General features: G+C 64.1%; 16 protein-coding genes. 7 read left to right on the forward strand and 9 right to left on the reverse strand.

Annotated elements, in window-relative coordinates; all coding sequences use genetic code 11:
- Positions 1 to 81: 81 nt before the first annotated feature.
- From M2361_RS14695 to M2361_RS14705, 3 genes are all read right to left on the reverse strand, one after another.
- Entirely contained in the window at positions 82 to 1,209 is a 1,128-nt protein-coding gene (locus M2361_RS14695) for a serine hydrolase (RefSeq protein WP_259250082.1), read from the reverse strand.
- Between the two features lie 127 nt (positions 1,210 to 1,336).
- On the reverse strand, positions 1,337 to 2,644 hold the full coding sequence (locus tag M2361_RS14700; RefSeq protein WP_259250084.1) for an ATP-binding protein: 1,308 nt from the start codon (positions 2,642 to 2,644) through the stop codon (positions 1,337 to 1,339).
- Positions 2,637 to 3,338: a response regulator gene (locus tag M2361_RS14705; protein ID WP_259250085.1), complete on the reverse strand. Its 702-nt coding sequence runs from the start codon at positions 3,336 to 3,338 to the stop codon at positions 2,637 to 2,639. Before M2361_RS14705 ends, M2361_RS14700 begins: the two co-directional genes overlap by 8 nt.
- A 169-nt stretch (positions 3,339 to 3,507) precedes the next feature.
- On the opposite strand from M2361_RS14705, the gene M2361_RS14710 reads away from it, so the two are divergent.
- The 5 genes from M2361_RS14710 (at position 3,508) to M2361_RS14730 (ending at position 8,813) form a co-directional block, all read left to right on the forward strand.
- Positions 3,508 to 4,326, forward strand: a complete 819-nt coding sequence (locus M2361_RS14710; RefSeq protein WP_259250087.1) for an IclR family transcriptional regulator — start codon at positions 3,508 to 3,510, stop codon at positions 4,324 to 4,326.
- 190 nt (positions 4,327 to 4,516) lie between these two features.
- Entirely contained in the window at positions 4,517 to 5,293 is a 777-nt protein-coding gene (locus M2361_RS14715; protein ID WP_259250089.1) for an enoyl-CoA hydratase/isomerase family protein, read from the forward strand.
- A 40-nt stretch (positions 5,294 to 5,333) separates the two neighbouring features.
- Positions 5,334 to 6,914 (forward strand): AMP-binding protein, encoded by a 1,581-nt coding sequence (locus tag M2361_RS14720; RefSeq protein ID WP_259250091.1) that lies wholly within the window; start codon positions 5,334 to 5,336, stop codon positions 6,912 to 6,914.
- 93 nt (positions 6,915 to 7,007) lie between these two features.
- Positions 7,008 to 8,000 (forward strand): tripartite tricarboxylate transporter substrate binding protein, encoded by a 993-nt coding sequence (locus M2361_RS14725; protein WP_259250093.1) that lies wholly within the window; start codon positions 7,008 to 7,010, stop codon positions 7,998 to 8,000.
- 30 nt (positions 8,001 to 8,030) lie between these two features.
- On the forward strand, positions 8,031 to 8,813 hold the full coding sequence (locus tag M2361_RS14730; RefSeq protein WP_259250095.1) for an enoyl-CoA hydratase/isomerase family protein: 783 nt from the start codon (positions 8,031 to 8,033) through the stop codon (positions 8,811 to 8,813).
- A gap of 6 nt (positions 8,814 to 8,819) precedes the next feature.
- Here the strand turns inward: M2361_RS14730 and M2361_RS14735 are convergent, their stop codons facing one another.
- From M2361_RS14735 to cnbCb, 6 genes are read right to left on the reverse strand one after another with little or no spacing between them, the layout of a single operon-like run.
- Positions 8,820 to 9,785, reverse strand: a complete 966-nt coding sequence (locus tag M2361_RS14735; RefSeq protein ID WP_259250096.1) for a tripartite tricarboxylate transporter substrate binding protein — start codon at positions 9,783 to 9,785, stop codon at positions 8,820 to 8,822.
- Between the two features lie 30 nt (positions 9,786 to 9,815).
- Positions 9,816 to 10,676 carry an alpha/beta hydrolase gene (locus M2361_RS14740; RefSeq protein ID WP_259250098.1) on the reverse strand — a complete coding sequence of 287 codons (861 nt, stop codon included), beginning with the start codon at positions 10,674 to 10,676 and terminating at the stop codon, positions 9,816 to 9,818.
- Positions 10,677 to 10,708: 32 nt separating this feature from the next.
- Positions 10,709 to 11,140 carry a RidA family protein gene (locus M2361_RS14745; RefSeq protein WP_259250100.1) on the reverse strand — a complete coding sequence of 144 codons (432 nt, stop codon included), beginning with the start codon at positions 11,138 to 11,140 and terminating at the stop codon, positions 10,709 to 10,711.
- 7 nt (positions 11,141 to 11,147) lie between these two features.
- The gene (locus M2361_RS14750) at positions 11,148 to 12,623 is read right to left on the reverse strand and encodes a 2-hydroxymuconic semialdehyde dehydrogenase (RefSeq protein ID WP_259251493.1); all 1,476 of its coding nucleotides are present in this window, start codon (positions 12,621 to 12,623) and stop codon (positions 11,148 to 11,150) included.
- Between the two features lie 54 nt (positions 12,624 to 12,677).
- On the reverse strand, positions 12,678 to 13,490 hold the full coding sequence (locus tag M2361_RS14755; RefSeq protein WP_259250102.1) for a tRNA U-34 5-methylaminomethyl-2-thiouridine biosynthesis protein: 813 nt from the start codon (positions 13,488 to 13,490) through the stop codon (positions 12,678 to 12,680).
- Positions 13,487 to 14,383 (reverse strand): 2-aminophenol 1,6-dioxygenase subunit beta, encoded by an 897-nt coding sequence (gene cnbCb / locus M2361_RS14760; protein ID WP_259250104.1) that lies wholly within the window; start codon positions 14,381 to 14,383, stop codon positions 13,487 to 13,489. Before cnbCb ends, M2361_RS14755 begins: the two co-directional genes overlap by 4 nt.
- Before the next feature lie 344 nt (positions 14,384 to 14,727).
- Here cnbCb and M2361_RS14765 point away from each other — a divergent pair, with 344 nt between their 5' ends.
- A complete protein-coding gene (locus M2361_RS14765) occupies positions 14,728 to 15,195 on the forward strand; it encodes a MarR family winged helix-turn-helix transcriptional regulator (protein ID WP_259250106.1) in 468 nt (155 codons plus the stop codon).
- A gap of 207 nt (positions 15,196 to 15,402) precedes the next feature.
- Positions 15,403 to 16,584 (forward strand): MFS transporter, encoded by a 1,182-nt coding sequence (locus tag M2361_RS14770; protein WP_259250109.1) that lies wholly within the window; start codon positions 15,403 to 15,405, stop codon positions 16,582 to 16,584.
- Positions 16,585 to 16,634 lie beyond the last annotated feature (50 nt).

Consider the following 16,634-nt stretch of genomic DNA (forward strand, 5'->3'; position numbering starts at 1 on the left):
AACGATTGTGAAGAAGCATGCAGGTGCGCTTCATACAACTACACAATTTTCCGGTAGCCCGACGCGCGGACCACGAAGCGGCTACCTGCCTTGCTTGGCCTGGCGCATCATGCGCATCGCGGTCGTCGACACCGACGCGACGAGCGACTCGCCGGAATCAGAATTGCTCATGACCAGCACGGCAAGCTTGTCCTGGGGGGCTAGCACCCATCGCGCGTGGAACGCTTCCGTCGCGCCGCTGTGTTCACGCACCGAAGCGGCGCTTACCAGGTCGTCGCCACAGGGCGCGGCCAGCCATGACAAGGCGATGCGGCAATCCAGGTCCAGGCCGCCGCCCGCCACGGTGTCCAGGTCAAGCAGCGTCTGCGCGGATTTTTCCGTCAGCACCCGCTTGCCGCTGTCTTTATCGCTGTCTTTATCGCTGTATTTGCCGCCGTATTTGCCACCGGCAAACAACATGCTGGAAAAGCGCGCCATCTCGGACGCGCTCATCCACAGCCCGTCCGCCGCCTCGTTGGGCTGCGGCGCTTCGGTCCAGGGCTGGCTGCGCCGATACCCGGACGCGCGCTGTTCCAGCATGCGCGCGTGGGGCTGAAACCCCGCGCGCGGCATGTTCAAGGGTTGAAGAATCGTGCGGCGCACATAGGTGTCGAAGGGTTCCCGCGCCACATGCGCCACCATGTCGCCCAGCAGCGCGTACGCCATGTCGGCGCGGGCGCGGCCCATCGTGTCTTCCAGCGTGGCCGGATGCAGGCTCAGCAGATTGCGGGCGGTATAGGGTTCCGCGCCCATCCACTGCATGGCGTTGCGGCGGGGTTCAACATGCCAGTCCGGCAAGGCGTCTTCGGCCGGGGCGTCCAGCGGCAACCGGCCATCGTCGGCGGCACGCAGCACGGCCGCCGCCGTCACGACCTTGCTGATGGCGCCCACGCGATACAGCGTGTCGCGGGTGGCGAGTCGGTGCCGCGACGCATCCGCAACTCCAAAGCCCGTGCTCCAGACAACGCGCTGATCATCCACGATGGCGATCGACACGCCGGGCACCCTGGCTACGTCCATGTCATAGGGGATGCGCTGGGCCAGGTATGCCAACACCGCCGCGTAGTCGCCCTTGGCGATGGTTGCCGGCGCGGCGGGGGGCAGGCTCTGGCAACCGCCCGCGGCAAGCAGCAACGTTCCAATGGCAAGCAAGCGACTGAGCGAGAACATGGCGGTCGGCAAACCCTATCAATGAGGAATGCCGTGATGCTATCGATGCGCCCGCGCGGGATCTTTCCCGCTTTGTAGGGAGTTTGTGAAGATCTTTACTCGGGTGTCGCCATGCCTGGCCGTGCGGTCAGGCCGCGTTCCAACTGATCACGAAACGGGCGCCGCCCAGCGGGCTATCGGCCACGAACGCCGTGCCGTTATGCCAACGCGCCACGCGGCTGACGATGGCCAGCCCCAAGCCCGTGCCGCCGGTGCCGCGCGCCCGGCTTTCATCCAGGCGGATGAAGGGCTCGAAAATTCGTTCGCGATCGGCGGGCGGCACGCCAGGCCCGTCGTCGTCCACCGTCAACACATAGTTGTGCGGCGCCGGACTGGTCAAACCAACCTGCACCCGCTCGCCCGCGTGCCGGATCGCGTTCTGCAGCAGGTTTAGCAAGGCGCGCGTCATGTAACGCGAGTGCAGCCGAACCTCGTCCACATCGCATTGCGTCACGGTGCACTGCACACCCAGCAGCCCGGCCTCGAATGCCGCGTGCTGCACGACGGCATCCAGCCAGCCACGCGCATCCAGCGCCTGTAGCGCAACGTTGTCGCTCTTGTGTTCCAGGCGCGCATACATCAGCAATTCCGACGCCATGCTGTCCAGCTCGGCCACATCGCTTTTCATTTCCTCAACCAGGCGGCTGCGCGCCTCGGGGTCGGGTTCACGGTCGATCATGTCCAACTCGAACGACAGCCGGGAAATGGGCGTGCGCAGTTCGTGCGACACCGCGTTGGTCAGGTCGCGCTGGTTGCTGATCAGTGCACTGATGCGATCGGACATCTGGTTGAACGTATCACCCAGCCCACGGATGCTGGAAAACCGCGACAGCCGCACGCGCGCGTGTAAGTCGCCCTGCCCCATGTGCTGCGCGGCGGTCTTCAGCGCTTCCAGGTCGCGCCAGATCGGCAGCGCCCACAGCAGCATGAAGCCGCACAGCAGCAAGCCCAACGCGGAATAAACACCAACGATCACCCAGGTGCCGACAAGCGGTTCGGGGGGCATCTTGACCAGCAACCATTGCGCGCCCGGCCCCGGAATGGCGGCAACGAAGCTCATCAGCTTGTCACGCAGGAAGAACCCGCCCGCATCGATGGTGCGCCACTCCTCATCCGTCAGCGCGAAGTCCGCGGCGTTGTAGTCAGCGGGGTCCAGCACCTGCAAGGCCAGGCCGTAATGCGGCGCCAGCGTGTCGCGCACATAGTCGCGGCGCGCCTCGGGCGGCACGTTGGCCAGTTCCTGCTTCAGGCTGTGTAACTGGCCGCGCACCGCTTCGCGCGTGTAGTTCGCGGTCTCGGGCTCGAACAAGTAGTTCGCGGCCCGGTCCACCACTTCGCTTGACAGCACAAAGCCAATCGCCAGCACCACGAAGATGCGCAGGACGAACTTAAGCATCGCCTAGCTCGTGCGCCTTGGGCGAGAACAGGTAGCCCTTGCCCCAGATGGTCTTGATGCGCGTGGGGTCGCGCGGATCATCTTCCAGTTTGCGGCGCAACTTGCTGACGCACACATCCACACTGCGATCCAGGCCATTGAATTCGATGCCGCGCACGGCGTTGAGCAGATCGTCGCGCGTCAATACCTGACCAGCCTGGCTGGCCAAGGCCCACAGCATTTCGAATTCCATGGTGGTCAGGTCAACCTCGACCCCCGCCAACCGCACCGCGCGCGTCTGGCGGTCGATGGACAACGGGCCGAATTCCAGGTGATCCGGCTGCGCATCAGTCTGGTTGTGGCGGCGCATCAGGGCGCGAATCCGTGCGAGCAGCACGCGCGGCTCAACCGGTTTGATGACGTAATCGTCCGCGCCGGATTCCAGCCCCAGAATCTGGTCCAGGTCATCTTCGCGAGCGGTCAGCATCAGGATGGGCGCGCTTGAAAACGCGCGCAGGTCACGGCAAACCTGCAAGCCGTCGCGGCCAGGCAGCATCAAGTCCAGGATGGTGATGGCCGGCTCGTGGCGGCGAAACGCCTCCACGGCATGGTCACCGCGATAGGCCTGGGCGACATTGAAACCGTGCTGTTCCAGAAACTGCGCGATCAAGCGCGAGAGCTTCGGATCGTCTTCGACTAACAAGGCCTTGGTCATGGTGTCCAGACTAAAGTTCTTGCACCGTTACGGTGCATTTGCGCGGCAAGCATACACCGAAAGAATGGGAATTTTGCCTGGGATTCGGGCCGCGCGGCAGCCCGGTTCCCGGGGTGTTCCAGGGCGGTACACTGTGCGCTCCCTGGCCCAGAGCACAACCTGTCCGACCGTGTCCACCGCCCCGCTTACGCCCACCGCCGCACCCGCCAACGACATCGCCCGCGAGGACGACGTGGACGAACGCCTGTTCGTGGCGTCGGTGGAAAAGGCCATGCGCGTGCTGGAAAGCTTCGACCGCGACAACCAGGCGCTGTCGATTCTAGAGCTTAATGAACGCACCGGACTGGGCCGCAGCGCGACCCAGCGCTTTGTCTACACGCTGCATCGGCTGGGCTATCTGCAACGGCTGGCGGGCGCGAAAACCTATCGTTTGTCGACGCGGCTGGTGGGCCTGGCCGGGGCCATGCTGGGCGGAAACGCGCCCTTGCAACATGCCTGGCCGCACCTGGTCGAACTGGCGCGAGAAACCGGCGAATCGGTGTCGTGGGTAGAGCTCGACGGCGACGAGATCATCGTGCTGGGCAACATCCCCAGCGTGCACCCGGTGTCGGTGAACCTGCCGGTGGGCAGCCGCTTCGCGGCCCTGCCGGCATCATCGGGGCAGGCCTTGCTGGCGCACCTTCCCGACGAGGCACTGCGCGCGCGGATCGTGGCCATGCCGGCCCGCGTGCGCGCCCGCTTTGGTGACCGCGACGACGACGAAATCCTTAGCTTCTTCACCAAGGCCCGCGCCCAGGGCTACTCGATGACCGAGAAGAACCTGGGTCAAGGCAGCGTGTCGATCTCCGTGCCGGTGGTCGATGCCCGTGGCCAGACCATCGCCGCCATCAATCTGTCCACGCTGGCCGCGCGCCACGACGCCAACGCCGTAAGTACCCGCCTGCTGCCGCTGGTGATGCAGGCCGCGCGCGACCTCATCGCGGCATAACAACTCCTCTCATTAAAAATTGCATGGCAATTTTTTTGCCATGACCTTCGCTCGTCTTCGGGAAACCCCTCGGTTTTTCCGCGCAAAAATCCGCCGTATGATCCATAAAAATTAAATAGTAATTACGTAAATTGCTATGTAATTTTCTTGTCCCCGACGGCGGCGGACGCTCTTGCAAAGGACGAACACCATGGACTTCATCAAATTGGAACGGGTTGGCAACGTAACGGTGCTGACGCTGAATCGGCCAGAGTGCCTCAATGCCTGGCATACGGCGATGCGCGCGGAAATCATGCAGGTGCTGCGCGAGGCCGCCACGGACTCGACCGTCGGCGCGCTGGTGATGACCGGCGCCGGCGACCGCGCCTTCTGCGCGGGCCAAGACCTGAATGAGGCGCGTGACTTCGACGGCGCCCGCGCCGAAACGTGGATCGGCGAGTGGGAAACCTACTACCACCTGCTGCGCAGCTTCCCGAAGCCCTTGGTCATGGCGCTTAACGGCACGGCCGCCGGTTCGGCTTTCCAGGTGAGTCTGCTGGGTGACATCCGCGTGGCCCACGACGGCGTGAAGATGGGGCAGCCCGAGATCAACGCCGGCATCGCCAGCGTGACGGGGCCGTGGATCATGCGCGAAATGCTTGGTCTGTCGCGCACCATCGAGCTCACGCTGAGCGGCCGCATGATGGATGCGCGCGAATGCCACCAGCTTGGCTTGATCCATCACCTGGTCCCGGCCGATCAGGTGCGTGCACGCGCGCTGGAGATCGCCGCCGACCTCGCGGCCAAGCCGCCCGTGGCGCTGCGCCTGGACAAGCAACGCTTCCAGGAAATGACCGAAGCGGGCTTTCGCGACGCCATGAAGGCGGCCGCGCGCCTGCATCACGAATCGTACGAAAGCGGCGAGCCCGCCCGCATGATGCAGGCCTTCTTCGCCGAGCGCGATCAGCGCCGCCAAGCCGCCAACTGACGTGGCCGCCTCACTCGACTCTCCGATCGCTTCACGCATCATGAACGCAGACACTCACATCGACATCCCGTCGGCCTCCGACGAAAACCTGGCGCAGCTCATCGCGCGCCGCGCCGCCGAGGCGCCCGACGAGGTGTATTGCCTCTTCAATGACACGCCGCTCACGCTGGCCATGCTGCACGAGCGCGTGCTGCGCCTGGCCAACCTGCTGTGGCGTGAAGGCCTGCGCCCCGGCGACCGCGTGGCGCTGATGCTGCCCAGCCACCCCGACCACATCGTCGCCATCTTCGCGCTGGCCACGCTGGGCCTGGTGCGGGTGCCTGTGAACGTCCACCTGAAGGGCCCCTCGCTTGCGCATCTGTTCGAACACCTGGCGCCGCGCGCCCTGATCGCCGACGCGGAACACGCCGACGCGCTGGCGCCCGAGCTCCACCGGCTGGACAAGGTGCTGTGGCGCGGCGGGCAAGGCCCCGATGCCGATGCCAGCCGCGCCTTCGAACGCTATCTGGACACGCCGGCTGACCCGCTGCCGGTGGCGCCCGGCCCCGACGACATCCTGGCGTTGACGCCAAGCTCGGGCACCACAGGCGCGCCCAAGGGCGTGCTGAAATCCGACCGCACCCTGCGCGCGGGGCCGCTCGCGATCCTGCGGCTGACCGGCGCCGAGCCCGGCAGCGTATTCCTGTTGTGGGAATCGCTGCACCACGGCGCCGGCGTCGCGGTGATCATCTCGGCGCTGCTGGGCGGCACCCGGCTCGCGATGGTGGAACGCTTCAGCGCGTCGCGCTTCTGGGACGACGCCCGCCGCTACGGCGTGACGCACATCCACTATCTGGGCACCGTGATTCCGATGCTGCTCAAGCAACCCCCGCGCGCCGACGATCGCGACCACGGCGTGCAGATTGCGTGGGGCGGCGGCTGCCCGCCCGATCTCTGGCAGACCTTCTCGCAACGCTTCGGCGTGGAAATGCGCGAAGGCTACGGGCTGTCGGAGCTAATCACCTTCGTCACCGTCAACCCTGCCGGGCCGGCCGGCTCCGTGGGCAAGCCGCTTGATTACTACGACGTACAACTGACTGGCGACGACGGCGAACCGGTGCCGGTGGGCCAGACCGGCGAAATCACGGTGCGCGCGCGCGTGCCCGGCCTGGAGTTCCTGGGCTACTTCCGCAATCCCGAGGCCGAGCGCGAGGCGCGCCGTGGCGCCTGGTTCTGCACCGGCGATCTGGCGCGCCAGGATGAACAGGGCTTTCTGTATTACGCCGGCCGCAAGAAAGACATGCTGCGGCGGCGCGGCATCAACATTTCGGCATGGGAGGTCGAGCGCGTGATTGCCGAGCATCCCGATATCGAGGAGACCGCGCTGGTGGGCGTGCCCAGCGATCTGGGCGAAGACGAGCTCAAGCTCTTCGTGCGCTTGCGCGAGGGCCGCGCGCTGGCGCCGCTGGACCTGATCCGCTGGAGCGAGCCGAAGCTGCCGTACTACCAGATCCCGCGCTTCGTGGAATTTGTTGACGAATTTCCCAAGACGCCGACGCAGCGCATTCAGAAGAAAGAGCTGTCGCGCCAGACCGACGGCGTGTGGGATTTGCAGGCCTCGGGCTACCGGGTCGGCAAGTAGCACGCTTTTATCAACCCGCAGTACAACACCCGCAGTTCAACGGACACATCAGAATCCGCGGGCGCGACCGCGCACCGCATCAAGGGGAAGTCGATGAACATCATTTTCAATTGGAAGTCGCGTTGCGCCACCTGGTTCGCCGCCGGCGCATTGAGCCTGGCGGCATTGCCGGCACAGGCTGAGTATCCGGATCGCCCGATCACGCTGATCGTGCCGTTTGCCGCCGGTGGCGCGGTCGACGTGGTCGGCCGGATCTTCGCCACGGCCCTGGGCGAACAGCTAGGCCAGACCGTCGTGGTTGAGAACAAGGCCGGCGCCAGCGGCAACATTGGCGCGCAGCAGGTGCGGCGGGCCAAGGCCGACGGCTACACGTTGCTGATGGCGCCCACCACATCGTATGTGCTGAACAGCCGGCTGATGGGCAAAGAGGTCGTGGGCTTTGACCTGCTGAAGGATTTCCGCTCGGTGGGCGTGGTGGGCGAGCTGCCCGTCGTGCTGGTCGTGAACCAGGGCATGGGCGTCAAAACCCTGCCCGAACTGGTCGCCAAGGTGCGGGCGGCGCCGGCCGACTACGCCTACGGCTCTTCGGGCCCCGGCACGCTTGAGCATGCCATCGCCGAGATGTTCCGCCTGCGCGAAAAACTGGAACTGCTGCACGTGCCATATCGCGGCGCCGCGCCCGCCATGGTCGACCTGCTGGCCGGCCAGGTGCAGTTGATGTTCGCCACCGCGCCAACCGCACTGGCCAACCTGCCCGGCGGCCGCATCGTGCCGGTGGGCGTGGCCGCGCGCAAGCGGCTGGCTTCGCTGCCCGACACGCCCACGCTGATCGAACAGGGGTTGTCGGACTTCACCGCGTCGTCGGTCTACGCCATCCTGGTGTCGCGCGACACGCCGGAGCCGGTGGTGCAAGCGTTGAACAGCGCGCTCAAGCAGATCAACTCGGGACCGGCGCTGGCCGAGAAGCTGCGGCTGCAAGGCGTCGAGCCGGTCTACACCGACACCAAGCAGGCCGACGCGGCACTGCGGGCCGAGGTCGAAAAATGGAACAGCGTGGTGGATGCCACGCACATCAAACTGAACTGAACCGCCGCGACTGCGGCACGGGAGATTGCCTTGGCATCTGAAATTCTTGTGGAAAGCCGTGACGAGGGCCGCGTGGCCGTCGTCACCATCAACCGGCCGCATCGGCGCAACGCCTGCGACCTGGCGGCCTGGCGCGACATGCGCGACGTCTTTCGCGGTTTTGCCGAAGACCGCGCGCTGCGGCTGGCGGTGCTGACCGGCGCGCAGGGCCACTTCTGCGCGGGCGACGACATTCTTGCGTTTCGCGAGGCACTGTCGGACCCGGAGCGCGCCGACGCCTATCGCGCCGTGATCCAGGAATGCTTCGCGGCCGTGCAGGCCGCGCCGGTGCCGGTGATCGCCGCAATGAGCGGCGTGTGCGTGGGCGGCGGCGCAAGCCTGGCGCTGTGCTGCGACTTCCGCGTGGGCGATGCCAGCGCCCGGGTCAGCGTGCCCGTGGCGCGCCTGGGCCTGGTCTATCCCACCATCCAGTTGCAGCGCCTGTCCCAGCTTATCGGCGTGAGCCAGACGCGGCGCTGGCTCTACACCGGCGAGTTCGTGAACGCCGACTCGGCACACCAGGCGGGCTTCATCGACGCCATCCACGACGACCCGGTGGCCGGCGCGCTGGCATTCGGCGCGGGCATGATGGACAACGCGCCGCTGTCGATTGCCGGCAGCAAACTCCAGCTCAACGCAATTTCGGCAGGCACGCTGATCGAGGACGCCGCGCGCATCCAGGCGCTGTCGGACCAGGCCAACCAAAGCGAAGACTACCGCAACGCCGCGACCGCCTTCGCCGAGAAGCGACAACCGGTGTTTGTCGGGCGCTAAGCGTCGCTATTCCGCCCGGGCCCCGGACACCTTGACGATCTCGGCCCATCGTTTGGTTTCCGTGGCGATGAATGCCGTGAATGCTTCAGGGCTTGAGGCGAGCGGGTTGAGCGACATCGTGGCATTGGCCCGTTCGACTTCAGGCGTCTTGAGGGCAAGCCCGATCGCTTCGTTCATGCGCTTGATGATGGCATCCGGCGTTCCCTTGGGCGCCACGATCCCGCCCCAAGCCACCGCTTCGAAGTTCGGGAAGCCGGATTCAGCCATCGTTGGAACATCCGGCATGGTCGCCAGGCGCTTCGAACTGGTGACCGCAAACGCTTTCAGCGTGCCGTCGTTGATGAACTGCTGGACGCCGTTCACGTTATCGAACATGACGTCGACCCGGCCGCTGACCACATCCGACAGCGCCATGGATCCGCTGCGATACGGCACGTGGGTGATATCCAGCGCACCCACCGCTTTCATCATTTCGCCGGTCAGATGGCTACCCGACCCTACTCCGGTTCCCGAAGCGAAGTTCACCTTGCCGGGATTTTGCTTGATATACGCCGTCAACTCCGAAATGGAGTTCGGCTTGAAGTTCTTGCCCGCAACCAGGATGTAAGGGTTGTCGAACAGCAAACCGACCGGCGCAAAATCCTTGATCGGGTCATAAGGCAGGCTGCGGTAGAAGCTCGCGTTTACCGCCAGGGTGATGTTGTTGCCAAAGCCAAACGTGTAGCCATCCGGCGCCGCCTTGGCAACGGTGCGGGTGCCCACGATCCCTCCGGCGCTCGACAGGTTTTCCACGATAACGGGCTGCTTAAGGATTCTTCCAATCTGTTCGGCAACGGGCCGCGTCGCCACGTCAGGCCCAGACCCTGCCGCATAGGGAATGATGAGTTTGATGGGCTTGTTCGGCCAGGATTGCGCCTGCACGGCTGTAGAAAACGTGATCGCCAGAAGTGCGATCCATCGGGAAATTTTCATCGGATTCTCCAAGCTACTTTTGAATGCACGTCATCCGCGCAAAATTTGAATCAGGCGATTCGTCCAGGGCGAATCCGGTTCCCCCGCCGCAAGCGCCGGCGAAAAATGATCCCCCGGCAGCACCATGGTTTCGCAGGGTCGTTGCAGCCGGCGCAGCTCGGCTTCCATCGTTTGGTTGCCCTTGACGATCCTTGGCAAGTCTTCCTTGGCATAGGCCAGCAACATCAAGGGCGCGTCTTCATTCAATAGACAAACCGGACTTGCCAACGCCGCTTCGGAAGCGTCATGTAGAAGAATTTGATGCGTACGTTCTTCCCCACTATCTGGAAGCCAATCGGGATACCGAATATCAAGCGGCGCACACAGCGGAAAGCACGCAACGATCGACGACGCCGGGATGCCGTGGCGGGCCAGACCGTCGGCGCTTAACGCCGCAAGCGTCATCAAATGGCCGCCAGCGGAATGGCCGCCAAGCGCAATGCGGCTGGGGTCGCCGCCATACTCGTGAATGTTCCGATGCACCCACGAGATCGCTGACAAGCAATCGTCCAGAAGCGCCTGCCATTTGAAGCGAGGCGCAAGCCGATACGAGACCGAGACAAACGTAATGCCGGCGGCGACCAATGCCGGGGCCATCAACGCCACCCACTCCTTGTAGCCGTTCGTCCACGCGCCGCCATGCGCGAAGACCAGCACCGGGCCGGCTCGCCCCTGAGCGTTTTGGCTGGGGTACACGTCAAGCCGGTGCGCGGCGGTGTCGCCGTATTGAATGTCGGCGACACGTTCGCATCGCTGTATGGCGGCAGCCGACAGCGCGAGTGCCGCTCGCGCATAGTCCTCGGCCTCTGCGGGATATAGCGGGGGCTGTGGGGCAAGATGGGGAAAGCTCATGTCTGGACCGCGCTGAAGTGATTTCGGTTGTGCTAAAGCGATAGCGGCTTGTAGGCCACCGCCTTGATTTCGATGCGCAGCATCGGATGCGGCAGTTGGTGCACCGCCACGGTGGTTCGAGCGGGGCCGTCGTAGTCGAAATATTCGGCGTAGACCTCGTTGTAGCCCTTGAAGTCACCCATATCGACCAAGTACGTGGAGAGTTCGACCAAGTCTTTCAGGCCGGCGCCCGCGCTTTCAAGAATCGCCTTGATGTTCTCGATGACGGCGCGAGTCTGCGCGCGGATATCGGCATCCAGCACCCCCATGGCGTCGACCTCGGCGCCCGCGAAGCTGTTGTCGGCGCGCCGGGAGCTGGTGCCCGAAACGAACAGAAAATCACCGGCACGTTTTACGTGAGGGAACTTGCCGCGCGGCTGCGCGCGCCCTTCGACGACGGCCGACGACACATCGCTTTTGCTCATGGCTTTCTCAGTCATTGACGGCCTCCGGTGCATCCACGTGGATGCAAACGTTGGTGAGTTCGGAATAGAAATTCAACGAGTGCAGCCCACCCTCGCGGCCGATGCCGGACAGGCCGCTACCGCCAAACGGTGTGCGCAAGTCGCGCAGGAACCAGGCATTGACCCAGGCAATGCCAACGTTCATGGACTGCGCAACGCGGTGCGCCTTGTTGACGTTGCTGGTCCAGATCGTTGCCGCCAAGCCATACGGCGTGGCATTGGCACGGCGGATGACTTCCGCTTCGGAGTCAAAAGGCGTGATGTGGCCGATGGGGCCGAATATTTCTTCCGACACGCAGCGCGCGTCATCGGCCAGGCCGGCGATCAACGTGGGTTCCACCCAGAAGCCGCCATCCAGCGCATTGCCAAAGCTTGGCGTGCCGCCGCCCACGATGAACTGCGCCCCTTCTTCCCGCGCCAGCGCGTAGTAGCTAAGCACCTTGTCACGATGAGCCGCTGAAATCACCGGCCCCATGTCCGTTGAAGCGTCGGTGGGGTCGCCTAGCTTGATGCGCTTGGCGCGATCGGCCAGCGCGGCCACGAATCGGTCGTAGAGGGGCCGCTCGACAAAAATTCTTTCCGAGCACAAGCACACCTGGCCGCTGTTCAGGAACGCGGCTCGCGTCATCCCTTCCACGGTTTTCTCGAAATCGCAGTCGGCAAAGATAATGGCCGCGTTCTTGCCGCCCAATTCAAACGACACCGGCTTCACGCCATCGGCGGCCGCGTGCATGATGGCGGTGCCCGTCTTTGATTCACCGGTAAAGGTGATGGCGCTGATGTCCGGATGCTTGGTAATGAATTCGCCGGCCGAGTTCGGGCCAAAGCCGTGCACCAGGTTGAACACGCCGTCCGGCAACCCAACGGACTGCATCACCTCGGCAAGCAGGGTGGCAGTGCCTGGCGTTTCTTCCGATGGCTTGGCCACCACCGCATTGCCGCACGCCAGCGCGGGTGCGACTTTCCAACTGAACAGAAGCAGGGGCAGGTTCCACGGCGAAATGATGCCGACCACGCCCAAGGGCTTTCTGACGGCGTAGTTGATGGCATGGGCGCCACCGGCCAGCTCGGTGCGAAACGTTTCCAGTGGGGCCGTCTTCAGGATGTCCGCAAAGATACGGAAATTCGCCGCGCCGCGAGGGATATCCAGCTTGGACGCCAGCGACACCGGTTTGCCCGTATCGCTGACCTCTGCCTCAAGGAAGTCATCCGCGCGCCGATCGATCTCGTCGGCGATGCGGTAGAGCATGTCGGCTCGGTCCGCGACCGATGTCGCGCCCCACCCGCGTACCGCCTGATGGCCCGCGGCGATGGCCTCGTCGACCATGGCTTTGGTGGCCTCGTGCACGTCTGCAAAGCGCACGCCCGTTGCCGGGTTGATGCCGGCGAAGCGCTTTTCGCTATCGACGAACCGGCCATTGATGAAATTTCTGTACTGCTTCAACACGACTGCTCCTTGGCAAGGTCGGGCCCGCTTGGCAAGCCCTGTTGATTGGCGCTACTGGAGCTTGAACTCCACGACAGCGCCGCCGCTGCCGTACAGCGGTGCGTACTCGTGCACGATGGCCTGCTTGAAATTCCCACCCATCGCGCCAAGCAGCCAATGGAATTGCTTCAGCCCCATGTCCGGATGTGCTTCCTTGGCATAGTCGGGCAGGCTTGCGCGCAGCGCTTCTACATCCCCGCTTTCCATCAGGGCCAGCACACGCCGGTTCCACGTGTCGTCGGCTTCCGAAAGAATGTGGTCTTCCTGTAGATCGATGTTGTCGCGGAACATGCTGTTGGACAGGCCGCCTATCCCGACCACCGCGACACGCTTGTCTTGCAAGGCAGAGGCGGCGATGGCGCCCAATTGCTCGGTCTGCTCGGCGCTGTGATAAAGATTGTTGGCCGCGATGACGACCGGCAGCGCCGATGAGCCGAAGTTCATCAGCGTGGTCGCGGTAATGGTGCCCGTGTCGATCGGGAACTGGTCGTAGTCGACGCCTCGCGTTTTGATGCCCGCGTCGTTGCAAGCTTGGACGCAGCGAAGCGCCAGCGCGGAATCGGAATAAATGTCGAACGGCTGCTCGCCGAATTCGTGCCAGTTTTCATCAACATGCAGGCCGGTGCTGCGCGCCCGGGTGATCCACAACTGGTCCAGCACGGCGAACCATTGCGTGGAATAAACCAGCACGCAATCAGGCTTGGACGCGGCCAGCGATTTGCCGGCATGCGCCAAGGCGTCTCGAAGGCGGCCCCACGGCGCCACGTCGGGACGCAACTGCGGCAGCGGGCTGCCGGGAACAAGAAACGCGGACACGATGCTCATGGTTGGCCCGCTTCCTGAAGGTTCCATTCGATCACCGCGTTACCGGTGCCGATGACGGTGCCGTAGCCATGCAACCGGCCGGCAAGTTCGGGATAGCCCATCGCGGCGTGCATCCAGGTGAAGGCGCCGGACTTCACTTCGGCAAAGGCTTCATCAATGAACTGGGGCAGAAGCTGGAAGGTTTCTTTCATGCGGCCTTGCCGCATCAGGTTGATCATGCGCACGTCCCACTTGTAGCCGTCGTAGCGCTCGGGATGCTCTTTGGTCATGTCCTCGGGCAGCTCAGGTTCCTCATGAAAATGCCAGTGGGACAAGGTGTTGCTGGCCAGCAGGACGGCACGACGTCCGGTCTTGCGGATGGCCTCCCGCGTGGCGCGACCCAGAAGATCCATCTCGCCCTGGCCTTCCTTGGTGTTAAGGAAATACGGCGTGTTGTTGGCGGATATGCCCACCACAGGAATGTCCCATTGCGGTCGGATCATGTGCAGCGTGGTGATCGTTCCGTAGTCGGGTCGGAACTTCGGATTGCGCATCATCTTGCTGACCAGGCCAAGATTGGCGGCCTCTTCGCAGCACGCCTCGGCCAGTTCGACGTCCACGTCCATGCCGAAGTCATAACGGAATATGTTGGGGAAGATAGGGTCGACCGATCGCCCGGTAAGCCGTGGCACGCCCAGAAAGTGGTGCCCGACCTGGGTAATCCAATGCGGGGAATGCACCAGCAGCACGTCAGGCTTCATGCGTTCAATGCTCTCGCGTGCCTGCTCGTACGCCCAGCGCAGCGGTTCCCAGCCGCCTTCAGACCGAGGTTCGTTCTGAGGCGGGTTTTCGCCGTAGACCAGATGCGGGGGATGCGGCGCCAGGAAGCCGGAAAGAATCACTCCTTCACTCATGGTGAAGCTCCTTGATTGACAGTTGAAACGCAACTCCCACCGCAGCACCCAGCGGAACGGGCTTTATGAGACGTATGCGTACTATCTTAGATCGGAGCAATGCGCCAACAAACGAGTGATAACCCTATAAATATTCGTTTAAATTGATAAAGCCGCTTATTGAAAAACCTCTTACCTTGTACGTATACATGCTATTGTAACTACGCGGGGTCCCATCTTAATATCTCCAACTACCGTAGAACCCACCAATCACAATGGCCCGTTCACCGTCCTCCAAGCCCACCCCATCCAAGTCCGCGCCCTCCCCGGTTTCGTCCTCACCCGCTGCGGCGGAAGTCGACGCATTGCTGCGGAATTTTCGGCTTGAAGATGTGCCGTCGCATCTCTTGCGACGGGCTCACTTCAAGGCCGAGGAGATCTTCGCCACCACGTTTGCGGGCGAAGGCGTAACGCCTCGGCAGAAAGCGGCCTTGGTCCTGCTTTATCAAGAGCCGGGGCTCAGCCAGAACTCCTTGGCGGAACGCTTGGCGATGGACCGCAACACGGTCGCCGAGATGGTAAGACGCATGCATGGCGGCGGGCTGATAGAGCGCAGGCCGTCGCCGACGGATGCCCGCGCCTACCAGCTTTACGTGGCGCCGGCCGGGCTGGACCTGCTATGCAGAGTGATGCCGCGCGATGTGGTGGTGGAAGACCAACTGCTTGCTCGCCTGCCTGAGGAATACCGGGGCTTGTTCGTCAAATGCCTGCGCCTGATCGCCGAGTATGGCAATGAGGCGGACGCGCCCAAACCTGATCCCAACCCAGATTGACGAATGAACATCAGGCGTGCGCCCGCCTGTCTGCCTTGACACGCCCCGCCAAACGGCGGGCAAGCGGCGCACCACTTTCAGGCGGCTGACAGCCGCGTGCGAGGCGCTCCCGCTACACTCTCGGGATCCCGCGCCGATGGCCGCCGGACCGGCCCCGCGCGTATCGGCGTGGCGGTCGACAAGTGGCCTTGCTCTCATCATCCCGCCATGTCGCAATCCAATTCGTTCAATCTCAGGCAGATCGCCGTGCCGGCGTTCGGCCCGTCGCTGCTGTACGGCATCAGTAATGGCGCCATCCTTCCCGTCATCGCGCTCACCGCTCGCGACCAGGGCGCATCGGTAGCTACCGCCGGGCTGATCGCCGCCCTGATCGGGATCGGCTCGCTGCTGTCCAACATTCCGTCCGCGCTGATCACCGAGCGCTTCGGCGAGAAGCGCGCCATGGCAGGCGCCGCCCTGTTGAGCATGATCGGCCTGCTGCTTGTCATCACCGTCCCCCATCTTTGGGTGTTGGCGCTGGCCATGCTGATGCAGGGGTGCGCGCAGTCGGTGTTCCAGTTGGCGCGCCAGAGCTACATGATCGAGGTCGTGCCGATAACGTACCGGGCACGCGCCCTGTCCACGCTGGGCGGCACGACGCGCATCGGCACCTTCATCGGCCCCTTCGCGGGCGCGGCGCTTATCCATTTCGTGGGACTGGAAGGCGCGTACTGGATTGCCATCTGCGCCATGTTCGGCGCGGGCTTCATCGCCATCAAGGCGCCCGACATCGAGCCCTCGGGTGGCAAGAAGGCGGGTGCGCCCCGTGCTCGCATCGGCGAGGTCGCGCGCGACCATCGCGGTGTGTACGCCACGCTGGGCGTGGGCGTGATGCTGATCAGCGCGCTGCGCGCGTCACGCCAGGTGGTGATACCGCTGTGGGCGGATCACCTGGGCCTGGACGCCACCACCACGTCACTCGTGTACGGGCTGGTGGCCGCGGTCGACATGTCGGTGTTCTATCCGGCGGGCAAGGTCATGGACCAGCGCGGCCGCCTGTGGGTGGCGCTGCCCTGCACGCTGCTGATGGGGCTGAGCCTGATGGCGATTCCGCTTACCGGCGGCGTGGCGAGCTTCATCCTGGTGTCGGCGCTGCTGGGCTTTGGCAACGGCATCGGGTCCGGCATCGTGATGACACTGGGCGCCGACGCCGCGCCCCCGGGTGCACGCACCCAGTTCCTGGGCATCTGGCGCTTCATGGCAGACCTGGGTGCAAGCGGCGGGCCGGTGGCGCTGTCGGTGCTGACCGCCCTGGTGTCGCTGGGCGGCGCATCGTTCGGCGTGGGCACGCTGGGCCTGGTGGCGGCCGGCGTCTTCTGGCGCTGGCTGCCTCGGCGCGGGCGGGCTTGAGCGCCTGGCTTATCAATGCCCAGGTGCGTTGCAAGCGAACACGGAAGGAC

Origin of the sequence: Achromobacter sp. JUb104, from assembly GCF_024806975.1 — a bacterium.
In the GTDB taxonomy this organism is placed as follows: Bacteria; Pseudomonadota; Gammaproteobacteria; order Burkholderiales; family Burkholderiaceae_B; genus Achromobacter; species Achromobacter spanius.